The organism is uncultured Ellagibacter sp. (assembly GCF_934617235.1).
Classification (GTDB): domain Bacteria; phylum Actinomycetota; class Coriobacteriia; order Coriobacteriales; family Eggerthellaceae; genus Ellagibacter.
This window is the reverse complement of sequence record NZ_CAKTTZ010000005.1, coordinates 56680-81188: the sequence shown is the minus strand read 5'-3', so window position 1 is coordinate 81188 and position 24509 is coordinate 56680. Positions and strand designations below refer to the sequence as shown.

The 24509-nt window shown below is 61.8% G+C and carries 21 protein-coding genes; 4 read left to right on the top strand and 17 right to left on the bottom strand.

Annotated features, from left to right (window positions below; translation table 11 throughout):
* From Q0G85_RS02040 to Q0G85_RS02030, 3 genes are all read left to right on the top strand, one after another.
* Positions 1 to 2352, top strand: a 2352-nt coding sequence (locus Q0G85_RS02040; RefSeq protein ID WP_297154253.1) for a 5-oxoprolinase/urea amidolyase family protein, incomplete at its 5' end; no start/stop codon positions are given.
* A gap of 73 nt (positions 2353 to 2425) precedes the next feature.
* A complete protein-coding gene (locus Q0G85_RS02035) occupies positions 2426 to 4207 on the top strand; it encodes an allophanate hydrolase (protein ID WP_297154252.1) in 1782 nt (593 codons plus the stop codon).
* A gap of 325 nt (positions 4208 to 4532) precedes the next feature.
* A complete protein-coding gene (locus Q0G85_RS02030) occupies positions 4533 to 5555 on the top strand; it encodes a DUF262 domain-containing protein (RefSeq protein WP_297154250.1) in 1023 nt (340 codons plus the stop codon).
* A gap of 235 nt (positions 5556 to 5790) precedes the next feature.
* Here Q0G85_RS02030 and Q0G85_RS02025 read toward each other — a convergent pair whose 3' ends face one another.
* The 8 genes from Q0G85_RS02025 to Q0G85_RS01990 all read right to left on the bottom strand — a co-directional run bounded on the left by Q0G85_RS02025 (position 5791) and on the right by Q0G85_RS01990 (position 13568).
* Complete coding sequence (locus Q0G85_RS02025; protein ID WP_297154248.1) at positions 5791 to 7011, bottom strand: LL-diaminopimelate aminotransferase; 1221 nt, start codon at positions 7009 to 7011, stop codon at positions 5791 to 5793.
* 272 nt (positions 7012 to 7283) lie between these two features.
* Positions 7284 to 7706 carry a potassium channel family protein gene (locus Q0G85_RS02020; RefSeq protein WP_297154246.1) on the bottom strand — a complete coding sequence of 141 codons (423 nt, stop codon included), beginning with the start codon at positions 7704 to 7706 and terminating at the stop codon, positions 7284 to 7286.
* Positions 7703 to 9070, bottom strand: a complete 1368-nt coding sequence (locus tag Q0G85_RS02015; RefSeq protein WP_297154244.1) for a chloride channel protein — start codon at positions 9068 to 9070, stop codon at positions 7703 to 7705. The genes Q0G85_RS02020 and Q0G85_RS02015 overlap by 4 nt, the downstream gene beginning before the upstream one ends.
* A 244-nt stretch (positions 9071 to 9314) precedes the next feature.
* A complete protein-coding gene (aroF, locus tag Q0G85_RS02010; protein WP_297154242.1) occupies positions 9315 to 10121 on the bottom strand; it encodes a 3-deoxy-7-phosphoheptulonate synthase in 807 nt (268 codons plus the stop codon).
* Positions 10118 to 10399: a chorismate mutase gene (locus Q0G85_RS02005; protein WP_297154240.1), complete on the bottom strand. Its 282-nt coding sequence runs from the start codon at positions 10397 to 10399 to the stop codon at positions 10118 to 10120. Before Q0G85_RS02005 ends, aroF begins: the two co-directional genes overlap by 4 nt.
* 375 nt (positions 10400 to 10774) lie before the next feature.
* The gene (locus tag Q0G85_RS02000) at positions 10775 to 11662 is read right to left on the bottom strand and encodes a radical SAM protein (protein WP_297154239.1); all 888 of its coding nucleotides are present in this window, start codon (positions 11660 to 11662) and stop codon (positions 10775 to 10777) included.
* A gap of 604 nt (positions 11663 to 12266) precedes the next feature.
* Complete coding sequence (locus tag Q0G85_RS01995) at positions 12267 to 12536, bottom strand: hypothetical protein (protein ID WP_297154236.1); 270 nt, start codon at positions 12534 to 12536, stop codon at positions 12267 to 12269.
* A gap of 66 nt (positions 12537 to 12602) precedes the next feature.
* Positions 12603 to 13568, bottom strand: coding sequence for an undecaprenyl-diphosphate phosphatase (locus tag Q0G85_RS01990; RefSeq protein WP_297154234.1), 966 nt, complete (start codon positions 13566 to 13568; stop codon positions 12603 to 12605).
* Here Q0G85_RS01990 and Q0G85_RS01985 point away from each other — a divergent pair.
* Complete coding sequence (locus Q0G85_RS01985; RefSeq protein WP_297154232.1) at positions 13567 to 13728, top strand: hypothetical protein; 162 nt, start codon at positions 13567 to 13569, stop codon at positions 13726 to 13728. The two genes, Q0G85_RS01990 and Q0G85_RS01985, sit on opposite strands and share 2 nt — an antisense overlap.
* A gap of 103 nt (positions 13729 to 13831) precedes the next feature.
* On the opposite strand, the gene hisI is transcribed toward Q0G85_RS01985, so the two are convergent.
* From hisI to Q0G85_RS01940, 9 genes are all read right to left on the bottom strand, one after another.
* Positions 13832 to 14161 carry a phosphoribosyl-AMP cyclohydrolase gene (hisI, locus tag Q0G85_RS01980; RefSeq protein WP_297154230.1) on the bottom strand — a complete coding sequence of 110 codons (330 nt, stop codon included), beginning with the start codon at positions 14159 to 14161 and terminating at the stop codon, positions 13832 to 13834.
* 48 nt (positions 14162 to 14209) lie between these two features.
* Positions 14210 to 14974 (bottom strand): imidazole glycerol phosphate synthase subunit HisF, encoded by a 765-nt coding sequence (hisF, locus tag Q0G85_RS01975; protein WP_297154228.1) that lies wholly within the window; start codon positions 14972 to 14974, stop codon positions 14210 to 14212.
* Positions 14975 to 14977: 3 nt separating this feature from the next.
* The gene (gene hisA / locus Q0G85_RS01970) at positions 14978 to 15715 is read right to left on the bottom strand and encodes a 1-(5-phosphoribosyl)-5-[(5-phosphoribosylamino)methylideneamino]imidazole-4-carboxamide isomerase (protein ID WP_297154226.1); all 738 of its coding nucleotides are present in this window, start codon (positions 15713 to 15715) and stop codon (positions 14978 to 14980) included.
* 33 nt (positions 15716 to 15748) lie between these two features.
* Positions 15749 to 16591, bottom strand: coding sequence for an imidazole glycerol phosphate synthase subunit HisH (locus tag Q0G85_RS01965; RefSeq protein WP_297154224.1), 843 nt, complete (start codon positions 16589 to 16591; stop codon positions 15749 to 15751).
* 9 nt (positions 16592 to 16600) lie between these two features.
* Entirely contained in the window at positions 16601 to 17194 is a 594-nt protein-coding gene (gene hisB, locus Q0G85_RS01960) for an imidazoleglycerol-phosphate dehydratase HisB (protein ID WP_297154223.1), read from the bottom strand.
* A 12-nt stretch (positions 17195 to 17206) separates the two neighbouring features.
* Positions 17207 to 18265 (bottom strand): histidinol-phosphate transaminase, encoded by a 1059-nt coding sequence (hisC, locus tag Q0G85_RS01955; RefSeq protein ID WP_297154221.1) that lies wholly within the window; start codon positions 18263 to 18265, stop codon positions 17207 to 17209.
* 1 nt (position 18266) lies between these two features.
* Positions 18267 to 19592: a histidinol dehydrogenase gene (hisD, locus tag Q0G85_RS01950; protein WP_297154219.1), complete on the bottom strand. Its 1326-nt coding sequence runs from the start codon at positions 19590 to 19592 to the stop codon at positions 18267 to 18269.
* Positions 19593 to 19640: 48 nt separating this feature from the next.
* Positions 19641 to 21338, bottom strand: coding sequence for an ATP phosphoribosyltransferase regulatory subunit (gene hisZ, locus Q0G85_RS01945; protein WP_297154217.1), 1698 nt, complete (start codon positions 21336 to 21338; stop codon positions 19641 to 19643).
* A gap of 367 nt (positions 21339 to 21705) precedes the next feature.
* Positions 21706 to 24501 (bottom strand): ATP-binding cassette domain-containing protein, encoded by a 2796-nt coding sequence (locus tag Q0G85_RS01940; RefSeq protein ID WP_297154215.1) that lies wholly within the window; start codon positions 24499 to 24501, stop codon positions 21706 to 21708.
* Between the last annotated feature and the right edge of the window lie 8 nt (positions 24502 to 24509).

Below are 24509 nucleotides of genomic sequence, written 5' to 3'. Positions count from 1 at the left end.
GTGCAGGACTACCCCGGCATGGTGGGGTACTGGGCGGTTGGCGTGCCTCCTTTGGGGCCGATGGACTCCTACAGCTTTCGCCTCGGCAACGCGGTGCTCGGCAACGATGAAGGGGCGGCAGGCCTCGAGCTCACCATGCGCGGCGGTGCGTACCGCTTCCGGTGCGCATGCTGGTTCTGCATTGCGGGCGCCGATATGGCGGCAACGCTCGACGGCGAGCCCGTTGCGCGCTTGACTGCAGTGCGCGCCGAGCGGGGAAGCGTTCTGCGTTTCGGGGCCGCCTCCGATGGAATGCGTGCGTATTTGCTGGTCAAAGGTGGAATTGATGTTCCTGTTATCCTCGGTTCGCGCTCGACGTTCGTCGATGGGCGTTTCGGTGGGGTGAACGGTCGCGCCCTGCGCTCGGGAGATGTGCTCGCGTTGTTCGAGGATGCGGAGGGTGACGATGCGTTGTTGAGCGCAGCTGCCGCTCCCGCTCCCGCCCCCGCGCCCGCGCCCGCGCCCGCGGACCTGTGCATGGGCTTTTCCGTCGCCGCGCAAAGCGTGCCCTCGTTCGGGCATTCCTGGACGATCGGCGTCATCGTGGGGCCGCTTTCCGACGGTGAGTTCCTGCGCCCTGAGTTCTTCGACACGCTCACGAGTGCCGTTTATACGGTGAACTACGACTCGGCCCGTACGGGCGTGCGCTTGAACGGTCCCGCGCCGCAATGGGCGCGCGAGGACGGCGGCGAGGCTGGCCTGCATCCGTCGAACATCCACGACAACCCTTACTCCATCTGCGCGCTCGATTTGACGGGTGATCAGCCGATTCTTTTGGGGCCTGACGGTCCGAGCCTGGGCGGATTTGTCTGCCCGGTGGTCGTCGCCCTCTCGCAGCGCTGGATTTTAGGCCAGCTGCGCCCAGGAGATGAGGTTCGCTTCCAGGTGCTTTCCCTTGGCGAGGCCGCCGCGCTGCGCGAACGCATGGAGGACGCCATCGCAACTGTGCGCTCGGCAGCGTGCGGTGAGTCCGCGATAGCGCCCGACGCTGCTGGCGGGAAGGCGTGCGAAGGGATCTTCGACCTGGCACTTTCCTTGCCCGAGGCGAGCCCCTTCGTCCCCGAGGATGCCATCTTGCTTAAGCGGGGCGAAGGCGACGAGGCGCTTTGCATCCGCCAGTCGGGCGAGGACGCGCTCCTGGTGGAATACGGCCCCATGAAGCTCGATATCGCGCTGCGATTCCGCGTGCATGTTCTCATGCAGCATATCGAGAAGAGCGACCTGGATGTGATCGACCTTACGCCCGGTATCCGTTCGCTGCAGGTGCATTTCGATCCGAGTAAGGTCAGCATGGCCGACATGTGCGCTCGTGTAGCGCAGATAGACGCCGCCCTTCCCGCCCTCGAGGACATCACGGTGCCCTCGCGCATCGTGCACCTACCGCTCTCATGGGACGACCCGCAAACGCAGCTCGCTGCTCGCCGCTACCAGGAAACCACGCGCCCCGATGCGCCGTGGTGTCCTTCGAACCCTGAGTTCATCAGGCGCATCAATGGTCTTGACAGCGTTGATGATGTTCGGCGCATCGTCTTCGATGCCGACTACCTCGTGCTCGGCTTGGGCGACGTGTACCTGGGTGCGCCCGTGGCCACGCCTGTCGACCCGCGCCATCGCATGGTCACGACGAAGTACAATCCTGCCCGCCCTTGGACGCCCGAGAACGCGGTAGGCATCGGCGGCGCGTACCTGTGCGTCTATGGCATGGAGGGTCCCGGTGGCTACCAATTCGTGGGCCGCACCACCCAGATGTGGAATCCCGTGCAACCGACTGCCGCGTTCGCTCCGGGCAAGCCATGGCTGCTCGACTTTTTCGACCAGCTGCGCTTCTATCCCGTCGGGGCGGATGAGATTCTCAAGCTGCGTCGCGACTGCTTGCGTGGGCGCTTCAATCCAAAAATCGAGGAGACGACGTTTAACCTCGGAGACTACCTGCGCTTTCTTAAGGAGAACGAAGAGTCCATCGCGCGCTTCAAAGACCATCAGGAGGCGTCTTTCCAGGCGGAGCACGATCGCTGGGTCGAAGAGGGGCTCGATGTGTTCGTCTCCGACGAGCCGGCAGAGGCGACGTTCGCCGACGATGAGGTTCCTGCGGGGTGCGAGCCTGTAAGCGCGCAGATCTCGGGCGCGGTGTGGAAGGTCGTGGCTGACGCGGGCGCTCATGTGGAAGCAGGCGACGAGGTCGTCGTGCTCGAGAGCATGAAGATGGAGTTTCCTGTTTGCGCGCCGTGCGCGGGCGCGGTCGAGAAGCTCGTCGTCGCGCAGGGGTCGCTCGTCACTGCAGGACAGATGGTTGCGGCTGTAAGGCCCGACTAGAGGCGATGCGTTTCGCCCCCCCCTCGCCCTCCCCCTTTCGCCCCGTCAATCTTCGTTTCCTAAGGAGAATTTCATGGATAGCAAGTTCGTTCCCGACCACCTTACGATAGCGGGTCTTCACCGCGCCTTCGAGAAGGGGGACCTCTCCCCTCGCGATGTTGCAAAGGCGATTATTGCCCGCGCGGGGGAATACGCTTCTCATAATGCATGGATTGTGGCACCTACCTGGGATTTTGTGAATCCATATCTTGAAGCGCTCGAAAGCATGGAAGATGAGGAGCGCGCGCAGAAGCCGCTGTGGGGCATTCCCTTTGCCGTGAAGGACAACATCGACCTTGCGGGAGTGCCAACAACTGCCGGATGCCCTGCCTACGCCTACACCCCCGAGCAGAGCGCAACTGTTGTCGCGAAGCTTATCGATGCAGGCGCCTTCCCCGTTGGCAAGACCAATCTCGACCAGTTTGCGACGGGGCTTGTCGGCACGCGAAGCCCCTACGGCGAATGCGAGAATGCGCTCGATCCTGCGCTTATCAGCGGCGGTTCGTCTTCGGGCTCGGCGGTTGCGGTGGCGCTCGGCATGGCGGCTTTTTCGCTTGGGACCGATACCGCAGGGTCTGGCCGCGTGCCCGCTGCGCTGAACGGGCTTGTCGGTTTCAAGCCGCCGTTGGGGTCCTGGTCGACGGCTGGCGTGGTTCCTGCCTGCGCAAGCCTTGATTGCGTGACCGTGTTTGCTCGTACGCTCGACGATTGCGAAGCGGTCGATGCGGTGGCGAGCGGTCCTGACGAAGCATGCGCCTGGTCGCGTGAGTTCGATCGCTCAGCGGTCGGCGCCTTCCCACGCACGGTTTATGTGCCTCGCGACGAGCCGAATTTCTATGGCAGCTTTGCCGAAGAGTATCGCGCCGCGTGGCGTCGCGCACTCGATCGGCTCGAGGATGTGGCGCGGGCAAACGGCGCCCGCTTCGAGCGCATTGACACGCAGTGGCTCTCTGACATCGCGTCGATCCTCTACGATGGCGCCTGGGTCGCCGAGCGTTGGAGCGATCTGGGGTCGTTTGTGTCAGAGCATGCCGACGACGTCTTCCCTGTGACGCGCACGATTCTGGAGAGCGGCAATCGACTGGACCTTTCCGCCGCCGACGCGTTTGCCGCGTACCATACCGTTTTCGCCGCCCGCGCCCGCGCCCGCGCGCTTTTCGCCGACGCAGTCCTCGTTATGCCCACGGCAGGCGGTACCTTTACGCGCGACGAGGTTCGCGCCGATCCTATTCGCACGAACTCGCTCATGGGCCTCTACACCAACCACTGCAATCTGTGCGATTTGGTTGCTGTTGATGTTCCTGCAGGTGAAGCATCTGAAAAGCATCCGTTTGGGATTACTCTTTTTGCGGCGGCGGCTTCTCAGGGCGTGCTTCTGTCGGCTGCTCGCGCGTTCGCGGAACCGAGGGAGATCGTAGTTGCCGTCTGCGGTCAGCATATGCGTGGATTTGCTTTGCATCCTCAATTGGAGGACTTGGGTGCCGAGTTTTTGGGGGCAGCGAAAACCGCCCCTACCTATCGCCTCTTCGCGCTTTCCACCGACCCGGTGAAGCCGGGGCTTCTGCGCAGTGTCGAAGGTGGCGCGGGCATCGAGGTTGAGCTCTACCGTATGTCTGCTGCGGCGTTCGGCTCGCTTGTCGCATCCGTTCCCGCACCCCTTGGTTTCGGGAGCATCGAGCTAGAAGACGGCGAGGTCGTGAAGGGCTTTTTGGTCGAGGCGTCTGCAGTTATGGATGGCGAGGGAGCGGCGGTTTCCGGGGTGGCAGAGATTACGGAAATCGGCTCGTTCGCACGTTATATGGACGCCATGCGCTAGGGTGTTCGCGACTGGCATAGAGAAACGTTTCTGGTGCACGCTCTTGTCACGGCCGCTGTGTCCTTGATTCGGGAGTGCCATTTCAAACTCCAAGGACTTCTGGATGCCTGCCCCCTTTCGTCGCTCCTGGCCGTCAGGTTATCCACTGTGCGCGAATTGCGGATTCTCCTACTCAATCGAATTCGAGCATCTACTCATCCATAGGCGCCTGTCCTATAATCCTTCACGGTTTTTTGGGGCCGCACCCGCGGCGACGCTTCGGGTGCAAGATGAAGGCCGCGCCGAGGGCGACTCCTCGCGCGCGATATGGGAAAGAGTTTTACGCATGCAAACCAAGCAAGAGCTGTTCCTCGACCTTTTGGGAACAGAAGATACCCAGTTCGTCATCCCGGTGTACCAGCGCGTGTACTCCTGGGGCCTACAGCAATGCAAGGGGCTGTGGCAGGACATCAACCGCTCGGGCCGCACGGGCAACGCGCATTTCATTGGCACGGTGCTCTATTCGCCCGATTGTTTCGCGAAAACGGCGCAACACCAGCTCGACGTGATTGACGGCCAGCAGCGCATGACCACGCTCACCATCGTGATCGCCGCGCTCGTGAAGTACCTGCGCGCTCACGGCTCGACCGCCGATGGCCTTACCGCCGACGACATCTCCGGCACATTCCTCCACGTGAAGACGGGCGGCGGCACAGCGGCGAAGCTCATCTTGTCGCTCAACGACTGCCCGACGCTTGAAGCCGTGGTGAACGCAACGCCGATGCCCGAGCGTCCCTCCGAGCGCATCACCGAAAACCTCGACTACTTCTACGGCGAGATGGAGAAAAGCGACTTCGACGCTGACGTGCTATGGGCGGGCATGAAGGTGCTCACGGTGATCGACGCGGAGCTCGACCGTGGCGACAACCCGCAGCTTATCTTTGAGAGTCTGAACGCGCGCGGCGTGCCGCTGACGACGGCCGACCTGGTGCGCAACTACCTGCTCATCGCAATGGACCACGACGAGCAAACGCGCCTGTACAAGGAATACTGGGAGCCGATCGAGGTCATGTTCGGCGACGACCCTGGTGCCGAGAAGCTCAACGCCGCCATCCGCACGTGGCTTTCCATCCGCTTCCCCAAGGTGCGCATCCACGACAAGAGCGAAACGTACTCCGTGTTCAAGACCTACATCGAGGACGAACACGCGGGCACGCCTGAGGAGCTGCTCGACGAGTTGCGCGGTTTCTGCTTCATGTGGGCTGAGAACTACAACTTCCACGAGGTGAAGGAGTTCCGCAGCATGAACTGGGCGAAGGGAAAGCGCCGCACGCTCGTCCCCGAGCGCGCAAGCCAAGGCGGATTCTAAGGCTGACGCGGAGCTAGGGTCGACGCGATAGCGTGCGCGGATTCTGGGGTCGGCGCACGCAGAGGGCTAGCGCGGCCGCTCGCTCGGTTTGGCCGCACAAGAAGAAAGGAGCCTCGGGCACAATGCTCGAGGCTCCTTTTAGTTTTGCTCCTAAGCTCTTTCGTGGGAAGAGCGCGCTCTGCGGCGGGCAGTGTTCTTCCCACCGCATGGGGCTCGCTATGCTACTCGAGCGCCGCTACGCCATGAGCTTCTTGATGCGCTCCATGGCCTCCACCGTGGCGTCGGCGTCGCCGAAGGCGGTCAGGCGCACGTAGCCTTCGCCCGAGGGACCGAAGCCCGCGCCCGGCGTGGTGATGATGTTCGCCTCGGTGAGCAGCTTGTCGAAAAATTCCCAGCTGCCAACTCCTTCGGGGGTCTTGCACCAAATGTAAGGGCTGTTCACAGCGCCGTACACGGTGAACCCGGCGGCTTCGAGGCCTTCCTTGATCACGCGCGCATTGTTGCGGTAGTACGCAAGCGTCTCCTCGATCTGGCGCTCGCCTTCCTCGGTGTAGATTGCCGCGGCACCGCGCTGGATGATGTAGCTCGCGCCGTTGAACTTCGTGCACTGGCGGCGGTTCCACATGGCGTTCAGGCTCTGGCCGTCGCGCTCGAGTTCCTTAGGAACCACCGTATAGCCGCAACGCGCACCGGTAAATCCTGCCGTCTTCGAGAACGAGCGGAACTCGATGGCGCAAGTCTTGGCGCCCTCCACCTCGTAGATGGAGTGGGGCACGCCCTCTTCGGTGATGAAGCGCTCGTAGGCGGCGTCGAACATGATGATCGAGCCGTTGGCGTTGGCGTAGTCGACCCACACCTTCAGCTGCTCGGCGGTAAGCACCGTGCCCGTGGGATTGTTGGGGCTGCAGAGGTAGATGACGTCGACCTTGCCCTCGGGAAGCGCAGGGCAGAAGCCGTTTTCAGCGGTGGTGGGCATGTAGGTGATGTTCGTCCAGCGCTCGGCTTCGGCATCGTAGTCGCCCGCGCGGCCGGCCATCGCGTTGGAATCGACATACACGGGATACACTGGGTCGCAAACGGCGATGACGTTGTCGACGTCGAGAATGTCGCCGATGTTGCCGCAGTCGGACTTGGCGCCGTCAGAGATGAAGATCTCGTCGTCGGCGATGTCGACCCCGCGAGCGTGGAAATCCTTCTCCGCGATGACTGAGCGCAGGAAGTCGTAGCCCTGCTCAGGGCCGTAGCCGTGGAAGGTTTCGGGCTTCGACATATCGTCGACGGCTGCGTGCATAGCCTCGACGACGGCAGGTGCGAGCGGGCGCGTCACGTCGCCGATGCCCATCTTGATGAGCTTTGCCTCGGGGTGCGCCTCGGAATAGGCCGCCGTGCGACGGGCGATCTCGGAGAAGAGATAGCTGCCCGGAAGTATCTGGTAATTCGGATTAACCTTAGCCACGAAAGTGCTCCTTGTCGTTTCGTTTCCTGCATGCGGCGGATGCCGCGCCCGCGAGCCTTCCTTCTTGCTCGCGTTTCTGTGTCGCCCCTCATTGTGCCCCAGATTGCACGAACGCGCGCACAATTTAACGTTAACGCCAGTGATTTAACATCAGAAGGGCGCAGAGACGGACCCGTTCGTGTCCCTCACGGGGGATGAAATGCTCCTTTGGGGACTTTTGAGGTTGTGTGCGTATCGCGGCGGCTCAGCTCGGCGCGATACGCGCTCCGCCGTTAATGCGTGCGACGGTATTCCTTCACTCGCTTGGAGAACGCGGCGAGCTCCTCGGGGGTCATCTCGTCGAGTCGCTCGAGGTTGGCGGCGAAATTGGCGAGCGTCCCCTCTTGACGCGCTTTGAGGGCGGTTGTGCAATAACTCACCACGACGCCAGTGAGAAGTGCGATGTAGAAAATGCTTAGGACGCTGAGAATAACGGCTGTCACGCGCGCGACCGGGCCCGACGCGTTCACGTCGCCGAAGCCGATGGTCGATACCACCTCAAACGAGAACCAGGCCCCGTCGCCGAAGGTGAGGGTTTGGGGGTCGGCAAGCCACACGGCGGTCGAGCAGATGAGGAAAGCGGCTGCGAATACGCAGGTGATCGGCCCGAAACCCGAGTGCCTCAAAACATCGATGAGCATGCGGAAATTGATCATGCGTCGGCCTCCTTGGTTTCTCGATTTGTGCGGTGCGGCGATGTTGGGGCGTTCCCTTGCAGCTTGGCGGGTGCGATTGCCTTCGGAAGGGGAATGGCAGCCCCGATGGCTGCAGCCGCGATCGTAACGACAACTCCCTTCACCGGGAAGCACATGATCAGAAGCAGCGCCGCCATCACGGGTTGGCGCATGACAGCTCCCATGCAGCCTGCGGTGCACGCGGCGACGCAGGTCACGGGATCCGCGCCGGTGAGCAGGGAAAACCCGTACCCTATGCTCACTCCTGCGAAGATGAGTGGGAAGAAATGCCCGCCGCGCCAGCCCATCTCGATGCAAAACGGAGTGAGCGCCGCTTTTATAAGTCCCGTCGTGATAAGCGCGCCCGCGCCGATCGTGAGGTAGCTATCCATCAGCATATGCGTTTGCGCCTCGCCCGCGAACATGGTGTAGGGCAGCGCCATGCCGCATGCCGCGAGCACGATTCCGCCAAGCACTGATTTCGCGACGGAGCGCTCCCCCATGCGACGTGCCAGCTTCCCCGATGCCCAAGACGACGTGTGGAAGGCCCATCCGGCGGCGCACCCGATGAGGGCGGCGGGAATGACGAGGGCGGCTTCGAGGGCGCCTATTTCCATCCCGGCAAACCGCGGCAGGCCCATTCCTCCTCCGAACAAGTCGCCGAGCAGGAGAAACGTCGCAAGCGCGCCCGCGATGGCGCACAGGTAGACGAAGGTTTTCTGCGCACGCGGCAGTTTGATGTCGACCTCGCCCTGAGCGTTTTGGGGCGCATCCGCCGTGCCCGCGAGCGGCGCCACAAAGCCGTACAAGGGGGCGGTGAACAGCGCGGTCAATGCGGCTTGCGTGCCGATGGTGGTAAGCGCGCGGAAGTCGGCTCCGAAACGGCGCATGCGGTCGCCAACCCAGGTGCAAAGCCCCGCGATCACGCCCGTAAGCCCAGCTTCAGGGCCGATTGACCCACCGAAGAGCAGCGGCAGAAGCGCCGCGAGAGAAAGCTTGCCGATGCCCTCGTAGTTGTAGCGGCCGTCTTTTTTCACCTTGCCCATGACGGTGGTGAGCTCTTCGGGACGCGCGCCCGTTTTCTTGTCGAAAAGCCCGATGAGAAGCCCGCCGCCGACGCAAACGAGAATCGGATACGGCAAAAAGCCGAACGGCCCTTCGGCAAGTCCTGGCAGATGGGTGTCCGCTGCCTGACCGATGAGCGTGGGCAGCGTGGCCCAGAAGAATGTGATTCCCTTGTCCATTAAGAAGAAGAACGCCCACACGAACGCACCGGCGATAGATCCCGTTGCGATGACGCAAAGCAAGAAGAGCACCCGGTTAATGGGTTTGGAGAAGTTGGGCATTGAGCTCCGAATCGTCGAGGGCGTCGTGGGCGAACGCGTGCCATTGTAGCACCCCTGCGATTTGCGGGAGCGGCTGATGGCTTGGAAGGCGCTTTCCTGTCGAGGGGTCGCTGGTGGTGCTCGGTTTGGGACGGGCTCGGCGGCCTGCTCGCTTCGAGGATATCCCTGCGGTTTGCTTCCGTATAGCAGGAAGGCCGCTCGGGTGGCGGCCTTCCTGCGCTGATGGCGCGAATCGTCCGATACGCTACACGATCTTCTTTCCGAAGACAGCGGCGATTTCGCGCAGTTCGGCAATGAGGTCGGCGAACTGGGCGGGAGTCAGCTGCTGCGGGCCGTCAGAGAGGGCCGCAGGTGGGTTCGGGTGCACTTCGATCATGATGGAGTCGGCGCCAACCGCAACCGCCGCCTTTGCGAGTGCGGGCACGAGGTCGCGAACGCCGGCGGGGTGCGAGACATCCACGCAGATGGGATAGAGGCTCTGCTTGTGGATGACAGGCACGGCCGAGATGTCGAGCGTGAAGCGCGTCGCCGTCTCGAAGGTGCGCAGGCCGCGCTCGCAGAGCACGACGTTGTTGTTGCCCGCCATCGTGATGTAGTCGGTTGCGGCGAGCCATTCGGCAATGGTGCCAGCGAAACCGCGCTTGAACAGCACCATCTTATGGGAATCTTTCGTCACCTTACCGATGTTCTTCAGCAGGCTGAAATTCTGGAAGTTGCGGGCGCCCACCTGCAGGCCGTCCACATAGGAGTGGACCATCTCGCAGTGCTCGGAGTCCATGACTTCCGTCAGGGTCTTCAGGCCGTACTTATCTCCCCCGGCCTTCATGATCTGCAGCGCCTCCTCGCCGAGGCCCTGGAAGCTGTGCGGATTAGTGCGGGGTTTGAACGCGCCGCCGCGAATCCAATGCAGGCCAAGACTTGCGATGCATTCGGCGACTTCGTTGAATTGTTCTTCGCTCTCTACCGAGCATGGGCCGGCGAAGATTGTGATTTCGTCAGTTCGTGTTCCGTAGTCGGGCAGTTTTTGGGATACGGGTTTGACATCACTCATACGGACGGGGTCTCCTTCATAACCTTGAGAATTGCCTCGTAGATTTCACGGAGGTTCTCGTTATATAAAGGTCCCTCGTTATAGGAGTTGACGCGAGCGAAGATTTCCTCCTCGCGTTTGGGGTCGTAGAGCCCCATGTGGGCGCCCGGTTTGAGTCCGCGGATCACGAGCGAATGACCTGCGCGCTTGTTCAGAAGCGCAACGATTTGCTGGTCGATTTCGTCGATCTTCGCGCGGTGCGCTTCGATTTCCGCAAGCGACTTGCTTTCTTCTGGCATCGATAGTTCCTCTCATGCCTCAATGCTTTAACGAGAATCTGCCCTGATAGGGCCACTCGTGTGCCTGACATGATAGCAAAAGCGAAGCCGCGGCTAACCCGAAAGCTAACGAAAAGAAGCTGCAGGCGGTAAATCCATATCAATTGGATAGGCATCCTGTCGCCTGTGCTCCTCGGCCGCGTGCGGGCTCGCCTGTTCAAGCAGGCACTTGCTACCTTGGGATTTCCAGGAATACGGTGGCTTGACTCGTTCCCATTCCTCACACGACCCGAAGCTTTGCGCCATGCGCGAGGACGAACATACTGAAGCCCGTGAAACCGTGTCGCCTGCAGTCCTCGGTCGCACGAAGGCCCGCCGCCTTCTCGCGTGCCTCCGCTAGAGCGCGCGGAAGCGGCTTCGAAGGAGCCTCATGTGCTCCTCGTTCATGATATTGGCACGCTGCTCCAGGTAGAGAGCCATTTTCTCCTGATCGCGCGGAAGCACGCCGTCGAAATGCACCATGTTGGTATCGTGCCCGGCTTCGATAAAGGACGTGCATCCCGAAAGCCCTGCGATGAAGTCGCGGATTTCAAGCACGATTTCACGTTCGGCTGCGGGGACAAAGGCGCCTGATGCCACATCCTGCGCGAGGTCTGCGTTGTCGAACACGGTGAGCGTCATGATGTTGATGCGCAGCGGGTTGATGCGCGAGAACACCTCGGCAGATGCGCGTGCAGCTTCGGCGCACTTCCCTGCACCCGCTATGCCTGCCAGGTAGAAGAGTGTGTAGTCGATGCCAACCTGGTCAAGGCGAGCGCACTGCTGCTCCAGGTCAGCCGCGGTGTGGGGCTTGCGCATGAACTTGAGCGCGGGGTCGTAGGCGCTTTCGGCACCGATGGAGAGTCCTTGGACTCCAAGTTGCGCCCACGTTGCGAGGTCCTCGTCGGTTGCGGCTTTCACGTCGGCGACACGGCAAAAGCCTCCGATTGTTTTCACCTCGGGCAGCTTCTCGTGAATGCGTTCGAGCAGCGGAATGAGCACGTCGCGCGGCATGCCGAAGGGGTTTCCGCCATAGAGGTAGATACGCGAGGGTCTGCGCACGTAGGAGGCGAGCTCGTCGAGGTCGGCCTCCACCACCTCGCGCGGTGCGGGCCGATAGTCTTTCCCTGGTTTGCGGCACAGCGAGCAGAAGCGGCAGCGGTTGTACGAGCAACCGATTTCAACCTGAAGGATTTCCGATGCCATCTCGTAGGGCAAACGATGCGGCGATTCGACGTAATGCATAAGGTCCTCCCTGCTTCTGTGCGATTTGCGGCTTTCGGCGGCAGCTCGCGGCCGATTCCTGGTTTCCCGCGGTGGCGTGCTACCCGTCAGGTTCCCGCGGCAGTCCCGCTTCATTGTGCTCCATGTTCGCGATCGCACGCAAGGAGTAATAAGCCCACCGCTCCTTTCATGCTCGCATATCGGCAATGTTTGTCCACGGTGGGGTGCTTTCCGGAGCACACCCCCTAGTTGGTGGTCAATTGAGCGAGTTGTGCGCTGCCATTTTTGAGAATAATCCAATTCTCTTTTCGCTGACCTGGGGTTTTCTTTTCAGAGGGTGTTCTAAACAGTCGCGAAGGGCTCCATCGAGCAAAATAACGTCGCACAACTCGCTCAATTGACCACAAACTCGGGGGTGCGCCCTATCCCGATGCTAGCTCGGGTGTTGGCAACCTCATCGCGCAGCCAGCTCGAAGGCGCGCTCCATCTCGCTGCCAACTCGCGGTTTCGCTCCATCCCGCCGCCAACTCGCGGGTGCGCTGCAGACTCAGGGTCGCGCTTCATCTCACAACCAACTTGGGGGCTTGCTGCAGGCTCAAAGGCGTGCAGCAAGCCCCCAAGTATGCTACAAGCTCCATGACCTGATGCCGCGGACGGTGATGTCCTTCGCTCCGAAGAAGCTGCGAAGCCCCAATTCGACCGCGTCGTCGTATTCCATTCCCCGCGCAACGAGGATACTCCCCAGCTCTCCGTGAAGCTCGACGCATCCCTTCGCGCGCAGCTTGTCTGCCGCGGCATCGTCCACGAAGCGCGTGGCCACTTCCGACAGGTCGACGCAACAGCCGCATGCGCTTGCGTGTTCGATGGCGATATGGCGCCATCCTTTCTTGCGCATGTATGCTGCTAGCTTGGGCGTATAAGTGACGCGAGGGATGTTTTGCTCGGACTGCACGGCGCGGCTTTACGGAAGCATGCCCATGGTCTCGAAGGCGAAGTAGGCAAGGACGAGCACGCCTACGATGATGCGGTAGATACCGAACGCCGTGAAGTCGTTTTTCTTGATGTAGCCCATGAGGAACTTGATCGAGATGATCGACATGATGAACGCGGACACGACGCCCGTGGCAAGCACGGCAATCTCGGTCGTCGTCATGGCAACGCCGGCGAGCACGAATTTCGCGGCCTTCACCGCGCCCCAGCCAAGCATCACAGGGATGGCCAGGAAAAACGTGAATTCGGCAGCTGCGGTGCGCGAGCACCCGGTGAGCATGCCGCCGATGATCGTGGCGCCCGAGCGGCTCGTTCCCGGGATGATGGCAAGCACCTGGAAAAAGCCGATCTTGAGCGCGGTTTTCCAGTCGATGTCGTCGACGTCGGTGATCTTGAACAGCTGTTCCTCCGCGCGCGCGTCGAGTTGCTCGCTTGTTGCGTGCGATTGCGCGTCGATGCGGGCATGCTTTCCGCGCGGGCGAGGGCCAGAGAGCGCAAGCCCTGCGCGGGCTTCCTGGAAACGACGATGGTTGCGACGCTCGAGCACGATGAAGATGATGCCGTACAGGATGAGCATCGCGGCAACGCAGACCTTGTTGTAGAAGTGCTCGTTCACCCAGTCGTCAAGTGCGAAGCCGAAGAGCGCCGCCGGGATGCACCCAATGACGACCATGCCCCACAGTCGCCACGTGCTCTTGCGCTGAGCTGGGGTTTTCTTGAAACTGAAGGGGTTGAGCTTGTGGAAGTACATGATGATAACGGCAAGGATTGCGCCGATTTGGATAACCACGAGGAATAGGGCGAGAAACTGGTCGGATACCTGCAGCTTCACGAACTCGTCGATCAAGATCATATGTCCGGTCGACGAGATAGGAAGCCACTCGGTGATGCCCTCAACTATGCCCTCGAGCAGGGCTTTCAGGATTTCGATAATCATGTATGAGCTTTCGTGCATGCGCGATATGCAACTCGTCGCGCGCGGATATGACCTATCGATTCTACCGAAGGTTGCCCGTCGCGCGGCGAAACAGCAGGAAGCGCACACACGACTGCCGCAGGTTTTCTGCATGCATGGCGATTATCAGGAGGCAGTGTAGCTTATAGGTTGAAGTCGCACTGCGTCACTCTGCGAGCGCGCGGTTGCAGAGGTGGTGCGCGAGCGTGCGGCCGCTCGCACGGCGAAGGCGTTCCCTTGTTGCCCTACCCCATCACGCGGTAGAAACAGGTGTTGTTCCCCGTGTGGCAGGCGGGACCCGCAGGCTCCACCAAAGCGAGCAGGCAGTCGGCGTCGCAGTCGTAGCGAAGCTCGACGAGCGCTTGTGTGTTGCCGGATGTGCCGCCCTTGTGCCACAGCTCTTGGCGGCTGCGCGAGAAGAACCAGGTCGTGCCTTGTTCGAGCGTCAGGCGCACGGATTCCTCGTTCATCCACGCCATCATGAGCACCTCGCGCGTCTTCGCGTCCTGCACGATACAGGGAATGAGCCCGGCATCGTTGTAGGTAAGCTCGGGAATGTTCTCGGTTGCTGCCATATTCGTTAGTGTCCTTTCGGTTTACGCAACTCGCTTGCGATAGCCGCGTTACAGGCGCACGGGAATGCCTTGCGAGCGCATGTATTCCTTCACCTGGCGCACGGTCATCTCGCCGAAGTGGAACACGCTTGCCGCGAGCACGGCGTCGGCCTCGCCCTCTAGAATACCCTCGGCGAAGTGCTCGATCTTGCCGACGCCGCCGCTGGCAATCACGGGGATATTGACCGCGCGCGCCACGGCCCGCGTGAGGGCGCAGTCGAAACCGTCGCGGCTGCCGTCGCGGTCCATGCTCGTGAGCAGGATCTCGCCCGCACCGCGACGCGCTGCCTCCTGCGCCCACTCGACAGCGTCGATTCCTGTTGCCTTTCGGCCGCCGTGGACATAGACTTCCCACTTGTTGGGGTTGTCCGCCCGTTGCTTCGCGTCGATCGCGCAAAGGATCGCCTGCGTGCCGAACGCGGTTGCTGCCTGCGTGATGAGCTCGGGGTTTGCGACAGCCGCCGAGTTCACCGACACCTTGTCGGCACCCGCGGCGATCATGCGGCGGATATCGGCGACGCTTCGGAACCCGCCGCCGACGCAATACGGCAGGTGCAGCTGCTCGGATGCGCGGCTCGCAAGTTCTACCGTGGTGGCGCGATCGTCGCTCGTTGCGGTAATGTCGAGGAATATCACCTCGTCGGCGCGCTGCTCGTCATAGCGCTGCGCCAGCTCGATCGGGTCGCCCGCGTCGCGCAGGTTTACGAAGTTCACGCCCTTGACGACTCGCCCGTCCTTCACGTCCATGCAGGGAATCACTCGCTTGGCAAGCATGGCCTACTCCTTAGTGGCCGCAGCGCAGGCTGCGACGCCTTCCTCAACCGTTAAGGTTCCTTCGTATACGGCGCGCCCGGTGATGACGCCCTCGATGGATGCGGCAACCGGTGCAAGGCGTTCGATGTCGGCTGCGCTCGCCACACCGCCGCTTGCGATAACAGGATGCCCGAACGCCTCCGCCATCTGGACATATGCCTGCACGTCGAGTCCGGTCTGCATGCCGTCGCGCGCAATGTCGGTATAGACGATGTGCTTAAAGCCCGCCTTGCCCATCTCGCGGGCCAAGTCGCAGGCAGCGACGCCCGACCCCTCGATCCATCCGGAAACGGCAACTTCCCCGCCCTTTGCGTCGATGCCGGCGGTGAGTCTGTCGCCCCCCACGCACTCCACAGCTGCACGTGCGAGCTCGGGGTCGTTCACTAGCGCGGTGCCGAGTACCATGCGTGCGGCGCCGATTTCCGCGAGACGTTCGAGGGTCTTAAGCGTGCGGATGCCGCCGCCGATTTCCACGGAAAGCGAGGTCTCGCGGACGATACGCTCGACGATGGCGATGTTTTCGGGCACACCTGTGCGCGCGCCGTCGAGGTCGACCACGTGAATCCAAGTGGCACCTTGAGCCTCGAACTTCCGCGCCTGGTCAACGGGGTCGTCGTTATAAACCGTCACCTGGGAATAGTCTCCCTTGGCGAGGCGCACGGCGCGGCCTTCCAAAATATCGATTGCAGGGAGAAGGTACATGTCTCTGCGTTCCTTTCTCAATACGGAGAGTGCTTAGCCGCGGGCGGCTATCGCAACGAAGTTCGCGAGCACGCGCGCGCCGGCGTCGGAGCTTTTCTCGGGGTGGAATTGCACGCCGAAAGCGCGTTCGCCATACTGAACGGCGCTGGTGAAGCGCACGCTGTGAGTGGTTTGCGCGATGGTGTGGGAACCTGACGGCGCGATGTAGGAATGCGTGAAGTAGAAGTACTCACCAGGTGCTACGCCATCGAAGAGCGGGCAGGAGAAGGCGAGGGAGTTCTCTGGTTGCGGGGTGGAGTCGGGGAAGGTGGCCGTCGTCGACTCTCCATCGAGCAGTGCGGCGGAGTCGGGGGAGGTGCCGCGCGCAGTTCCGCAGCGAAGCGAGGACTGTTTGAGCACGGCATTTCCCCCGACTCCGCCGCGCGGAGGGAGCTCAGCTGCTCCCCCATCTTCCCCGCCTTCTCCCCGCGCAGGGATCTCGATCGTGTTCCACCCAACATGGGGCACCTTGAACGCCTTGCCTTGCGCATCGCAGCGCGGCATGGCGACGACGGTGCCCGGCAGAAGGCCGAGACCGCAGGCGGGGTCTCCCTTGGGCGCGCCTTCGACGCCGTGTTCGAACATCAGGTGCTCGCCAAGGCAAATCCCCAGGAAGGGGACGCCTGCACGAACGCGCTCACGGATAACGTCCATTTGCCCGAGTTCGCACATCGTCGCCGCAGCATCCGCGAATGCCCCGACTCCCGGCAAAACAATGGCTCGCGCCTTGGCTATCTCGGACGCATCTGCTGTGATATGGGCCTCGCCACCTGCTGCGATAAGGCCGCGCTCGACCGACTTCAGGTTGCCCTTCTGGTAATCGACTACCGCTATCATGTGCATCTCCTACAGGGCGCCTTTGGTCGTTGGCAGTGCATCGCCCATACGCGGGTCGGGCTCGACCGCTTGGCGCATCGCACGCGCCACGGCCTTGAACATGCCCTCGATCACGTGATGGGTATTCTCGCCGGCAAGCTCGCGGATGTGAAGCGTGACGCCGGCATTCGCCGCGAAGGCGATGAAGAATTCCTTGGCGAGCGTCGCATCGAAGGAGCCCACCATGACGGCGGGGACATCGGCTTCCCAGAAAAGCTGGCCGCGGCTCGAGATATCGACTGCCGCCAAGATGAGCGCCTCGTCCATGGGAAGCGCAATCGAGCCGAAGCGCCTGATGCCACGCTTGTCGCCGAGCGCGCGCGCAAACGCCTGACCTGCGACGATGCCGACATCTTCCACCGTATGATGGCCGTCGACCTCCAGGTCGCCCTCGGCGCGTACCGACAGGTCGAACAGCCCATGGCGCCCGAAGGCGGTGAGCATGTGGTCGAAAAAGCCGATGCCGGTGTCGACGTCGGTCGTGCCGGTACCGTCGAGGTCGATCGACAGCTCGATGTCGGTTTCCTTCGTCGTACGCGCGATGCGCGCGGTTCGCTCGCTCATGTGGACCTCTTCCTACTTGCCTGTCGCGATTTCGCGCAGTGCGACAAGAAACTCGTCATTTTCCTCTTCGGTGCCTATCGATACGCGAAGGCAATTCTCGAGCATCGGCGCATGGGAGAAGTCGCGCACGAGGATGCCGCGCGCGTAGAGCGTCTCCCACACCTTGTCGGCTCCTTCGATCTTGAAGAGGATATAGTTCGAATCCGAAGGATACACGGTGGTGCCGGGCACTTTCGCCAGCTCTTGCAGCATGCGCTCGCGTTCGGAAATGATCGCCATGATGCCCCGCTCGAACTTCTGGCGCGCCGAGAACACCTCGCGCGCAATCGCCTGCGAGACGGCATCGACTGAATACGGTTGGCGCACCTTCAGAAATTCGCGGATGACCTCGGCATTTCCCAGGATGTATCCCATGCGGACGCCCGCGAGCGAAAACGCCTTCGAGAACGTGCGCAGGATGACAAGGTTCTTGTGCGTCGCAAGGTAGGGGCGCATCGTCGTGCGGGAGAACTCGAAGTATGCCTCGTCGACGAGGACAAGCGCGTCGGTAGCGTCGAGGAGCTTCACGAGGAATTCCTCGTTCGCAAGCTTGCCGGTTGGGTTGTTCGGGCTTGCCACGATGACGTAGTCGATGTCCCCCTGCCCGACGCGTTCGAGCACCGCCTCCTCGTCGATAGAGTAGTCGGCAAGGCGAGGCACGTCGACGACCTCGGTGTTCGTGAGGCGCGCGTTGGCGGCGTACACCGAGAATGTCGGCGGCAGGTTTAGGAACTTGCGTCCCGGCCCTCCCCAGGCGAGCGCGATGTTGAACAAAAGCTCGTCGCCGCCGTTGCCCAGAAGCACCTGGTCGCGGTCGAGCCCGTTCGCTTCGGCGATCATGTCGCGCAGGTCGTTGGCTAACGGATCAGGGTAGCGATTCAAAGGCACCTTACGGATGGCGCTGATGATCTTCTGGCGGATTTCGGTCTCCACGTCGCGCGGGTTCTCGTTCGCCGAAAGGTACGCCCTCGCGGGGAGGTATTTCGGGTCGTAAGGCGTAAGCCCCTGCAGCTGTGGGGCGGATTGACGCACGCTATTCAACGCTCTCACCTGCGTCGACTTCGGTTGGCTTGCCAGCGAGCTCGTTGCAGCGCAGCTCGACGCTCATCGCGTGCGCCCACAGGCCCTCGTGGCGCGCGATCGTCATGACCGAATCGGCGTCGGCCGCGAGTGCTTCGGGGGTGTATTGGATAATGGACGACTTCTTCACGAACTCCTCGACCGAAAGCGGGCTTGCGTAGCGCGCGGTGCCACCGGTGGGAAGCGTGTGGTTGGGGCCGGCCACGTAGTCGCCGACAGCCTCCGGGGTCCATTCGCCCAAGAAGATCGCGCCCGCATTCTTGATGGAACCGAGCAGGTCCATGGCGCTTTCCACATGCAGCTCCAGGTGCTCGGGGGCGATCACGTTCACCGCCTGGACGGCAGCCTTGCGGTCGGGACAGATGGTGATCAGGCCGTGGTCGTTGAGCGATGCCATGGTGATCTCCGCGCGCGTGGAGTGCTTCACGTGGCGCTCGATGGCGGCCTCGATTTTGTCGGCGTATTCCTCGGAGAAGGTGACGAGATAGCAGGCGGCCAAGGGGTCGTGTTCGGCCTGGGCCATAAGATCGATGGCGACGAGCGCGGGATCTGCCGTCTCATCTGCGACGACGCACACTTCGGAGGGACCTGCGATCATGTCGATTCCCACATCGCCCGAGACGATCTTCTTCGCGGCGGCAACGTAGGCATTGCCGGGACCGGTGATCTTTGCGACTGGCTCGATGGTTTCGGTGCCGTAAGCGAGCGCGCCGACTGCCTGGGCGCCGCCGACCGAGTAGATTTCGGTCACGCCGGCGATCTTGCAGGCGGCGAGGATGGCGGAATCGAGCGAGCCGTCCTTGGACGGGGGCGTTACGCAGGCGATGCGCTCGACGCCAGCGACCGATGCGGGGATGGCGTTCATGAGAACGGTTGAGGGGTAGAGCGCGCGTCCGCCGGGAACGTAGATGCCTACGGATTCGAGCGGGGTCACCTTCGCACCGACGATCGCCCCGTTTTCGCGCGTCGCGATCCAGCTTTGCTGCTTCTGACGCTCGTGGAACTCGCGGATCTGCTCGGCGGCGTGTTCAAGCGCGGCGACCGTCTTCTCGTCGCATTGGGCTGCGGCGGCATCGATCGTCTCCTGCGGCACGCGGAAGTCCTGCACCTCGACGCCGTCGAACTTGGCGGTGAAGTCGCGCAACGCCGCGTCGCCTCGCTCGCGCACTTCCTCGATGATCGAGGTCGCGGCGGCGATGGCGCCCGCATTGAACGCTCCCGTGCGGTTGATCTGCGAGCTCTTGAATTGCTCGCCTTCCTTCAGAATGACTCGACGCATGATGTGTTCCCTTCTTATGTCGAAACGTCTTAGTGATTGAATGGTTGATTACGCGCTTGCGCTTACGCTCGCACCTGGTTGGTCGCTTCCGGCGATGACGGTCGCGTCCCACAGGCCCGCCTCGGCGCCCGCTCGCAGCTTGTCCGCGAGCTCGACCACGCGCGGGTCGGTCCGAAACGCGCACGGGTTCGCGAAGAAGCGCGCCGTCGATGAGAGGACTTCGTCCACGATGACCAGGTTGTTCTCGCGAAGCGTGCGGCCTGTCGCCGTGATGTCGACGATACGCTCGGAAAGGCCCGTAAGCGGCCCGAGCTCGATGTTGCCGTGAAGCTTCACGATTTCGACCTGCTCGCCTTTCCTTGCGTAATAGGACTCGGTGATGCGCGGGTACTTCGTGGCTACGCGGATGGAGCCGCAGGTTCGGTAGTGCTCGGCGACGCGCTCGGATGCCCCTTCGGGCTCGGCCACGATGAAGCGGCAGGCGCCGAATTCGAGGTCCACAAGCTCGACGGTGCCCGTTGCGGCTTCGAGCAGCGAATCTTCGCCGCAGATGCCGCAGTCGGCCGCGCCGAGTTCCACGAACACCGGGGCATCGGAGGGGCGCACGATGATGTATTCCACACCAGGGTTGCGGATGATGAGCTGGCGTCCTGGGTCGGCGAGGCCTGTCGTGTCGAGGCCGCAAGCGGTCAGGCACGCGATGGAGTCGGGGTTAAGCGAGCCTTTGGGCACGGCGATGCGCAGCGGGCGCGCGCCCGCCTGCTGCTCGGTCGCGGCTGCGGCAAGCGCCTGGTCGAGGTAGAAGGCGAATCCTGCTGCGGGGCGACTTTCGCCATAAGCGCCGATCGTGTTGTCGTAGCGTCCGCCGGAGCCAAGGGGCGCTCCGAGTTCGGGGGCGAAGGCGACGAACACGATTCCTGTGTAATAGTCAAACGAGCTCATGACCGAGAAATCGACGAAGATGCGATCGGCCAGGCCCTTCTCGTCGAGCTGCTCGAGGGTCCGTTCGAGGTCGGCCAGGCCGTCCTGGCAACCGAGCGGCGCTACCAGATCTCGTACGCGCGCGACCGCCTCTCGCCCGCCGCGAACATTCGCGAGCGCGCGGATGGCCTGCGCGAAGACGGGTGCAACCCCCGCTTCTTGCGCGCCTTTCCCCGTGAGTTCGTCGAGCTTGACGAAGTTGCTCGCGTGGTAGGCGGAAAGCACGCCCGACTTCCACGCGTCGCTGGCGCCGCAACCTGCGAGCAGGGCCCGCAGCACGCCCACCGTGGCGACCGAGATGCGGAAATCCCCCACCCCGATCTGCTCAAGTGATTCGGCGAGCAGGGCGATGACCTCGGCGTCTGCGGCAGGGCCAGCCTCGCCGATGAGCTCGACGCCCACCTGCGTCATCTCGCGCGCTTCCGCTTGCGGGCGGCCTTCTGCTTCGCGGAAAACTCGCTCCTGGTAGCGGAAGCGGAAGGGACCTGGCTGACCAGCAAGGCGCGTTGCGCACATGCGCGCGATCTGCAGCGTGACGTCCGGACGCAACGCCAGCAGGTCGCCGCGCGAATCGAAGAGCTTGAACGGGGTTCCCGGCACGCGCCCGCCGGCGTTCATAACGTCCATGATCTCGAGCGTGGGCGTCTCCACGGGGACGTAGCCGTTTTTCGACAGCAGTTGTTGCACCTCGAACGCGGCTTCCTCGCGGCGTGCTGCCTCATCGGCGAGAATGTCGCGAAACCCCGAGGGCGTTGTGTAATTCACGGTCGTACCTTCTCCTTCTTCATCGTGCGGCAAGTTTGGCGAGCGTCTCCCATCCGCGTGCTGCGACGGGTCGGATTGCACTCCCCGTTCTGCTTCGCGGCTGCTTGCGATCAGCTTCCGCCCGCGTGCTGTGCAGCTGGCAGCGAGCGCCTTCCGCGTGCCGTGCGACAACTCATTGTAAACGCTTGCAGCCTCTCGGATGTTGCGTTCACGTTACTTGCATCCTTTCGAGGCCTTGTGGTTTCCTCGCACGCCTCTTTCGAACGGCTCACACTTTATCACAGTAGAGTGATAAAGCAAGAAATTAATTTTTAAGCGGTTGCAGGAGAAATGGGAGCGAAACATGATAATCGCTCACGCGAGCAACCTATAGCGATCCAGCGTGGAGTACGACGGCGGGGTCGCTGCTTGCGGCTTTATGCGCCGGAATCGCGTGCGACAGAACCGAGACGGCACAGCCGACGGCAATGGCAAGAGCGATCATCCCAGGTGAGATTGAGATAAGCCCATTTTGCTGCGTAAATTGAGCCAATGCGGCATCGATGGTAGGGGCGAGCAGCATGGCGAGCAAAGCCCCGACAGCTCCAGCAAGCGCTCCTACAAAAGCGCTTTCGTGAATGAACAACAGCCGGACGTCGCTTCGCGTAGCGCCCATTGCGCGCATTCGAGCAACTTCCCCACGTCGCTCGAATGCCGACACGAGCGCCGTCGATAGAGTGAAGGACAGGCCGAGCAGCGCGGCGACCCCAACGAGGATGGCTAAAATCCGCTGTACGACCTCGATTGTTTCGGATTGCTGGTCAAGCCACTGCTGCATATCGCTTTCGCAGGCTACGGGCACGTTCGTATATGTCGTCAGTTGGTTGTACGAATCTATGCAGGCTTCAATCCGCTCTTTCTGGAAATTGCCCTTGGGATAGATTGCAAGCCTATCGGGTTCGTTGGCGTTCGCGGCGCCGAGCCATTCCATATTTTGGGCATAGCCGGCATTCAGCGAAGCCGGCGCGTGTAAATCGATCATGTCGGAAAATTCTTCGTCGCTCATCTCCCGTAATTGCTTCGCCTGGTCCTCGGAAATATCGAGGGCGCTGAAGGACGGGTCGACCTCGCAAAGCTGCGCCAATGCCGCAAGCTGCTGGTCGTTGAGGCTGCCGATGAGGGCAATCTTTCTCTGAGAGAGATCGAGACGTCTTGCAAGGTCGAGCGCATCGTTCTTATCCACGGCGTGCGAATAAGGGGTTGCCTGTTCCTCCGAGAAGCTCTTTCCCGTAAAAACGTTCACCGAAGGATTAGCATACTGCGCAGAGACGATACTGGATTTCCATGAGTCGTCGATCAGCAGGGGCAGCAGGTCTCGTGTGTACGCAATCGAACCGACCTCGTCATCGCCCACATACGCAGCGTCGGGCTGCAGCACGCCTACTACCGTAAGCGTCCGGGAGGAAGACAGCACGCTTTCCATATACGTTGCGTCGTTTCTCCCGTCGACCCACGATTCGCCATCGCGATAGTAATATTTGGCAGTTGGAACCACATGGTATTGCGTGCCGAGAATCGCATCGTAGGGCAGCAAGACCTGCTCCGCTTCGGTTTCGGCATCGTCGGTAAGCGAATCGAGAAGGTCTCCCTCTTCAAGAAGCCCCATCGAATAGGCGAAAAGATCAAGCACATCGCCGTTTTTGTCTGTGATGAGAGCGACCTCGTTGCTCGCGTTAGGCACCCGGCCGGCCAGTACCGTATAGGGAGACTCCCCCGTTTGCTCATTCCTGACGATTTGGCGCACAATGCTCGTTCGGCCAAGGGCATCGGAAACCTGTTGACGCGCCTCGTCCGGCAAGCCGCTGGATTTCAGGGAATCGCTCAAAGACGCCTGCCCCGCCTTGACGGCTTGCTTGCCGTCGGCGGTGTAGAGATTCAGCTCGAACGAGTATTCGCGCTGAATGTCGAAGGCGTCGCCTAAAATGCCCGTTTGCGGGCTTGTCAGATAAGAGTAGAGGGAACTTAAGGCGGCATCTTCCCCGATAGTAGAACTCGAAAGAGCCTTGGCGCCCGCATTGCTTACTGCGATGCCATCGCTTGGGGAGCAATCTGTTTTGCCTGATGAGGACGAATCAATGACGGCGCCTACTGATCTCGGCTGTGCCTTCATCGGATGATCGAGGGTGAACGAGAGACTCAAGGTGTCGAGATACTGCTGCAAGCCTGAAGACACAGCGAGGGAGACGAGCAGCGCAAACGCGCTTAACGCTATCGCGGAAAGGGAGATAATCGTTCGCAGTCGCTTTCGCAGCGCATGACGCCAAGCCACTTTGCGCATGTTCTGGCGTCGCGCCGTGCGAGCTGGTGCGTCAGCGCTAAGCACGCCTGAGATACTCAGGGCCTTGTCCGCATCGCGTGAATCGGCCGTGGTTCGAGCAGTTGCTGGCGTCGGGAGAGGCGATTCTCGTTCTTGCGGGCGCGCCGCACTGGACAGTCGGTCTTCCTCGATGACGCCATCGGCCAACCGCAGCACTCGATTGCAGTAGCGGTGGGCAAGCTCCTCGTCGTGAGTCACTACGACCACTAAACGAGTTCGCGACAAGTCGGCAAGGAGCTGCATAATCTGTTGGCTGTTGGCTTCGTCGAGCGAGCCGGTCGGCTCGTCGGCAAGGATAACGCCTGGGTCTTTTACCACTGCGCAGGCAATGGCCACGCGCTGTGCTTGACCTCCGGAAAGCTCGTTTGGCATGGCCTCGGCATAATCGTCCATGCCGACAAGCCTCAAGGCCCGTGCGACCGATTCGCCGTCGGACGTGACGCTGCTTGCCGTCCCCGACAGGCCCCGAGCAAGCTTGACGTTTTCCACGACGCTAAGATAGTCGATGAGCTGCGGGTTTTGGAAGACGAACCCAACGTGACGTCCGCGATAGGCGTCCCATTGTTCCGATGAAAGCGTTGCCGCATCGGCGCTGGCTATGTCGAACGAGCCATGATAATCGCTATCGAGGCCGCCGAGGATGCTAAGCAGGGTCGTCTTCCCGCATCCGCTCGACCCCAAAATCGCGACGAACGAGGGCGAGCACAGGTCGAGGTCGAGATTATTCAGGACAACCCTGCGCTGCGCGCCCTCATCGTAGGACTTTGTTATCTGCTTGAGCTTAAGCAAGGACCCAGAGGTTTTCATGCCGCTCT